Below are 6,239 nucleotides of genomic sequence, written 5' to 3' on the forward strand. Positions count from 1 at the left end.
CTGTGTTCAGTTTTGAATTGCAATTCACCTTATTTCCTTAAGTCGCCGAAGGCCCTCTTCCCTTCTTCCTCTCTTCCTCTCCAACACAAAAGGCCGCCCGGAGCAAATGCTCCGGGCGGCCTTTATATTCGTGCGGGTGCTGGGTTATTTTTGCATTTTTTTCTGCATTTTGGCCCAGGAGTCTCGCAGGGACGCGGTTCTGTTGAACACGGGGGTTTCCGGTGTGTGTTCTTTGCTGTCGGCGCAGAAGTAGCCTTTGCGCTCGAACTGGCAGATGAAACCGGGTTTGGCGTCCGCGAGGGAGGGTTCCACCACGCAGTGTGTGAGCGTGGTGAGGGAGTCGGGGTTCAGGTTGTCGGTGAAGGAGCCGCCTTCTTCGACGTCCATGGGGTTTTCCTTGACGAAGAGGTGGTCGTAGAGGCGCACCTGTGCGGGCAGGCCGTGCTTGGCGCTGACCCAGTGCAGGGTGCCTTTGACCTTGCGGCCGTCCTTGGACCATCCGCCCTTGGTTTCGGGATCGTAGGTGCAGTGGATTTCGGTGATGGTGCCGTTTTCGTCCTTCACTACGTCCTGACAGGTGATGTAGTAGGCAAAGCGCAGGCGCACTTCGCGTCCGGGGGCGAGGCGGAAGAATTTCTTGGGCGGTTCTTCCATAAAGTCGTCGCGTTCGATGTAGATTTCACGCGCGAAGGGCACCTTGCGTTTGCCCATGGACTCGTCTTCGGGGTGGTAGGGCATTTCGAACTCTTCCACCTGCTCTTCGGGGTAGTTGGTGATGACGACCTTCACGGGGTCGAGCACACCGAGAACGCGGGGGGCGGTGGCGTTGAGTTCTTCACGCACGCTGTGCTCCAGCATGGCGATTTCCACGGTGCTGTTGGCCTTGGCCACGCCGCTGCGCTCGCAGAAGGTGCGGATGGCGGCGGCGGGGTAGCCACGGCGGCGGATGCCGCTGAGTGTGGGCATACGCGGGTCATCCCAGCCGGAGACGTGTCCTTCCTCCACCAGTTGGATGAGCTTGCGCTTGGAGAGGATGGTGTGGGTGAGGTTCAGGCGCGCGGCTTCGTACTGATGCGGGCGCGGGTCGATGCCGAGGGTATCGAGGACCCAGTCGTAGAGCGCGCGGTTGTTTTCGAACTCAAGCGTGCAGATGGAGTGGGTGATGTTTTCGATGGCATCGGAGAGGCAGTGCGCGAAGTCGTACATGGGGTAGATGCACCATGCGTCGCCTGTGCGGTGGTGGTCCACCTTGCGGATGCGGTAGATGGTGGGGTCGCGCAGGACGATGTTGGGGTGCGCCATGTCGATTTTGGCGCGCAGCACGTGGGAGCCTTCCTCGAATTCTCCGGCCTTCATGCGGCGGAAGAGGTCGAGGTTTTCTTCGACGGAGCGGTTCCGGTAGGGGCTATCCTTGCCGGGCTCCTTGAGGGTGCCTCGGTACTGGCGGATTTCCTCGGCGGAGAGGTCATCCACGTAGGCCTTGCCGAGCTCGATGAGCTGTTCGGCGTAGGCGTAGAGCTTTTCGAAGTAGTCGGATGCGAAGAACTGGCGGTCTTCCCAGTCGAACCCGAGCCAGCGCACGTCTTCCTTGATGGATTCGACGTATTCGACGTCTTCCTTCACGGGGTTGGTGTCGTCAAAGCGCAGGTTGCACTTGCCGCCGTATTCCTCGGCGAGGCCGAAGTTCAGGCAGATGGCCTTGGCGTGGCCAATGTGCAGGTAGCCGTTGGGTTCCGGGGGAAAGCGGGTGTGGACGGAGCTGACGGCCTTGGATGCAAGGTCCTCGTCGATGATGGCCCGGATGAAATGCTTGACGCGACCGGTTTCGTTCGTCTCTGGCGCTGCCATGTTGTGGTACCTCTGTATGAATTCGTTCAGGGGCGCGGAGTACCCCTTAGTATCGCATGAATTGACAAGCCGGGCCAGCACGGTGCGCGTGGCACGCAGCTCGGCTGCCCGTGAATACGGAAAAAGCACAGTTCGGTCAAACGGCTGGCGCGGATTGTGGGGGCCGCGTGGCGCCGCGGGAGCCGCGTTATTTGTCCGGTTCGGCGACCATCTGCGAAGCTATGGCGCCGAGGGTGGACAGGCCGTTTTCGATTTCCGGCGTCCACGCGCCGCCGCAACTGAGGCGGATGAAGTTCTTGAACTTGTCCTGTGTGGAAAAAATACTGCCCGGGGCGATGCCCACGCCTGCGGCTTTGGCCTTGTAGAAGTATTTGACGGAGTCCACGCACTCGGGGAGCTCCACCCACAGCACCATGCCGCCTTGGGGGCGGGTGACGCGGGTACCGGGCGGAAAGTGGCGGCCCATATGCAGGTGCATGGTGTCGGCCTGCTTGGCAAAGGCGGAGCGCAGGCGCTTGCTGTGCCGCTCGTAGAGACCTTGGCGCAGAAATTCGGCAATGGCCATCTGGCTGGGGCTGGCGACGCAGACGTTGGTTGTGGCCTTGATTTCCATGGCCTTGTCGCGGAAGCGGCCGGGCACCATCCAGCCCACGCGGTAGCCGGGGGCGATGGTCTTGGAAAAGGACGAGCACAGGACCACAAGGCCCTTTTCGTCGTGGCGCTTGAAGGTGCCGGGACGCTCGGGCCCAAAGTGCAGGTCGCCCGCCACGTCGTCTTCCACAAGGGGAATCTCGCGCTCGGCGAGCATATCCACAATTTCCTTTTTGGCGTCGTCCGGGGTCAGGCTGCCGTCGGGATTATTGAAATTGGGCGAGAAGATGCAGGCGCTGATGTCGTACTTGTCCAGCACCTCGGCAAGCTCTGCCGGGGCGATGCCGCAGTTGGGGCAGGAGGAGACCTCCACCACGCGTAGGCCAAGGGTCTCCAGCAGCTGGAGAAAGCAGTAGTACGTGGGCGATTGAATGCAGACGATGTCGCCGGGCCGCGTGAGCGAGCGCAGGGTGATGTATACGGCCTCGATGGCGCCGTTGGTGACCATGATGTCGTCGGGGCGGAAGCGTTCGCCGCGTTCAAGGCCCTGATAGGCCAGCTGCTTGCGCAGTTCCGGGTTGCCGGAGACGGTCTCGTAGGCCAGCGGCGCGCCGGGGTCCTCGCGCAGCACCTGGTTCATGATGCGGTTCATGGACTTGCCGGGCAGCAGTTCGGTGCCGGGGCAGATGACGCCAAGGGGAACAATTTCCTTATTGCCCACGGTTTCCAGCACGGTGAGGATGAGCTTGTTGCGGCTGACGCGTTTGGGCTCTGCCGGGGTCTGCTCGCTGCGGGTGGGCGCGGGCAGACGGTGCGAGGCCGCGCGGACATAAAAGCCAGAGCGCGGGCGCGATTCCACCACGCCCTTCTTTTCCAGTTCCAAATAGGCCTGACTGATGGTGGAGATGGACAGGTTCATGGTGCGCGAGAGCGACCGCAGCGAGGGCAGCTTGTCGCCCCGGCTGAGGGTGCCGGACTCGATGAGCCCCATGATGTGCTGTTCCACGGACTGGTAGCGGAACTGCTCCTTCCAGCTTTCTGTCTGCACGGTCATATATCCTCCCCGGCAATCTGTTATGCACAGATTTTGGGCAATCTGTATCTGTATTGGGTGCAGTTTGCGGGAATCTGGCAGAAAGTCAAGCACGGATTTTGAGGGCGTATGGTCGCTGGAAATGAGGCTGTGACAGGGTTGTGTCCACTTTTTCCCAAGGGGGTGAGAAAAAAACTGTCCCGGGTGATTTTTTTTGTATCTGTATCTGTCGCCGTAACAGTTGGTGTGATTAATTAGGCCTCGTCAAGACGAAATCAGTGGGCCTAGGGCACCCCTCCCAAACCCCACTGAACGGTATCCCTTCCCTATGCGAAGCCGTCAGGTCGGGAGTGTTGCGAATCGAATCCGAACCGGCGGTAACAGGGCCGTAGCGAAAGCTACGGCCCTGTCTTTTTTAGCGCCCCCAGCCATGCGGCTGGGGGCGCTTTTTTTGTTTTGGCCCGGCATGGGCGGATATTGCACGCCAGTGCCATGATGTGTTGCCCTCCTCCATACCGTGGAGCACCGGCGGTAACTGCCCGTGACGTTTGGCGCGTCGTTGCTTCGCGCCGAAGATTATGGCTATACTTCATGTGTGGTGTGCCCGGCTGCGGCCGGGAGAAGTGGCAATTGTGCTCCTTTTCGACAGCCGGAGGTGCCGGATGGCGTGGAAGGATTGTGGATTACGGGTCAAGTTCGGCGTTGCCTTTGGGGTGACGCTTGGTTTGCTGGCGTTGGTGGGCGGCTGGGGCATCCTTGGGGTGAACCAGATTGTCGGCAACGCGCATCAGGTTATTGTGGGCAATGCCCTGCGCGGCGAGTTGAACCAGCGCATCGTGGACCACATGCAATGGGCCGAGAAGGTGACGGCCTTCCTGACGGACGAGTCCGTGCGTAAACTTGACGTGCAGACCAATCATACCCTGTGCGGATTCGGCAAATGGTATTATGGTGAAGGTCGGGCCAAGGCCGAGGCACTCATCCCCGGCCTTGCGGGACCGCTGGCCGAGGTGGAGGTCCCGCACCGCGCCCTGCATGAATCCGCTGTGACCATCGCCAAGCGGTTTAGCCATGTGGACCCGCAACTGGCGGCGTTTTTGAACGCGCGCAAGGCGGAGCACCTGCAATGGGTGAACGCCGTACAGGCGGCGCTGCTTGCCGGAGCGCGGCAGGTGGATGTGGAGATGGACCCCTCGCACTGCGCCCTTGGTGAGTGGATGGCGTCGCCGGAATGCGCGGCGCTTGAGGGGGAATATCCGGGCTTTGCGCAGGCTGTGGAGGCGGTGCGCGCTCCGCATGCGGCGCTGCATGCCTCGGCGGGGCGGATTAACGCCTTGCTGGGCGCGGGCCTTCAGGCGCAGGCGCAGCAGTACATGGCGGACGAGGTTATGCCCCACGCGCGGGCGACCCGTGCGGCGCTGGATGGCGTCATTGCGTGGCATGGGCAAAAGATGCAGGCCCGCCGGGCCGCGCTGGAGGAGTTCAACACGGTAACGCGTCCTAACCTGCAACGTGTGCAGACCGTGTTGGCCACAGCGCAGGAGACCGTCACCAGCAGCATTATGACGGACCAGCAGATGCTGGACGCCGCGCAGGCCACACAGATTGGCATCACGGCGCTGAGCGCTGTGGCGTTGCCCCTAGGCTTTGCGCTGGCGGTCATTATTTCCAACGGTATTATGAATCCGTTGCGCGAGGGGGCGCGGTTTGCCGAGTCCTTTGCGCAGGGCGATTTGACGGCTACGGTGGCCGTGGACCAGCGCGACGAGGTGGGCCGCCTTGCGGCGTCCATGCGGACCATGGGCGACAAGCTGCGGGCCGTGGTGCAGGACGTGCAAAACGCCACGGAGCATGTGGCCTCGGGCAGTGAAGAGCTGTCCGCCTCGTCCCAGAATATGTCGCAGGGCGCGACGGAGCAGGCGGCATCCGTGGAGGAAGTGTCGTCCTCCATGGAGCAGATGACGTCCAACATCGCCCAGAATGCCGACCACGCGCGCCGCACGGAGGAGCTGGTGGTGAAGGCCGCGGCGGAGACGGAGCAGGGCGGCAAGGCGGTGCGCCAGACGGTGCAGGCCATGCGTGAAATTGCGGAGAAAATAGGCATTGTTGAAGAAATAGCGCGCCAGACGAATTTGCTGGCCCTCAATGCGGCCATTGAGGCGGCGCGGGCCGGGGAGCACGGCAAGGGCTTTGCCGTGGTGGCGGCGGAAGTGCGCAAGCTGGCGGAGCGCAGCGGCGAGGCGGCCAAGGAAATCAGCGAGCTATCCGGCTCCAGCGTGGATGTGGCGGAGGAAGCGGGCGAGAAGCTGGCGTCCATTGTGCCGGACATCCAGCGCACCGCTGAATTGGTGCAGGATATTGCAGCGGCCTGCGCGGAGCAGCGGCAGGGCGCGGAGCAGATTAGCTCGGCCATAAGCCAGCTGGATCAGGTTATCCAGCAGAACGCGGCGGCGTCAGAGCAGATGGCCGCCACGTCCGAGGAACTGTCCGCGCAGGCGGAACAGTTGCAGAGCGCCATGGGATTCTTTGTTGTGGATGGGGGCGGCGCACATGCGCCGCGGCTCGCGCCACCTGAAAGGTATGGAGGCGGGGCGCAGAAGACGGCGGGCGCACAGCGCGCAGGGGCGGCCAGCGGCGCGGCGCAAAAGCGGGAGCAGTCGTCCCGCCCCGGGCCGGGCGCCGCCACGGGCAAAGTAGCGGACGGCGCGCCTGAGAAGGGCGCGGGCCAAACGGCGGGCCAGCACTCCGGCGCGCCAGCGGGTGGTGT

3 protein-coding genes are annotated in these 6,239 nt (G+C 62.6%); 1 reads left to right on the forward strand and 2 read right to left on the reverse strand.

Annotated elements, in window-relative coordinates; genetic code table 11:
- Positions 1-144: 144 nt before the first annotated feature.
- Positions 145-1,848 carry a glutamine--tRNA ligase/YqeY domain fusion protein gene (locus tag ACY69P_RS13120; protein WP_462327797.1) on the reverse strand — a complete coding sequence of 568 codons (1,704 nt, stop codon included), beginning with the start codon at positions 1,846-1,848 and terminating at the stop codon, positions 145-147.
- A 187-nt stretch (positions 1,849-2,035) separates the two neighbouring features.
- Positions 2,036-3,493, reverse strand: a complete 1,458-nt coding sequence (locus ACY69P_RS13125; RefSeq protein ID WP_459900680.1) for an aminotransferase-like domain-containing protein — start codon at positions 3,491-3,493, stop codon at positions 2,036-2,038.
- Positions 3,494-4,134: 641 nt separating this feature from the next.
- On the opposite strand from ACY69P_RS13125, the gene ACY69P_RS13130 reads away from it, so the two are divergent.
- On the forward strand, positions 4,135-6,239 hold a 2,105-nt coding region (locus ACY69P_RS13130; protein WP_462327798.1), incomplete at its 3' end, for a methyl-accepting chemotaxis protein.

The organism is Desulfobaculum sp. (assembly GCF_054921475.1).

Excerpts from the sequence above, each read along its gene's own strand:
- ACY69P_RS13120 (WP_462327797.1), bottom strand. The coding sequence starts at position 1,848 with ATGGCAGCGCCAGAGACGAACGAAACCGGTCGCGTCAAGCATTTCATC.
- ACY69P_RS13125 (WP_459900680.1), bottom strand. The coding sequence starts at position 3,493 with ATGACCGTGCAGACAGAAAGCTGGAAGGAGCAGTTCCGCTACCAGTCC.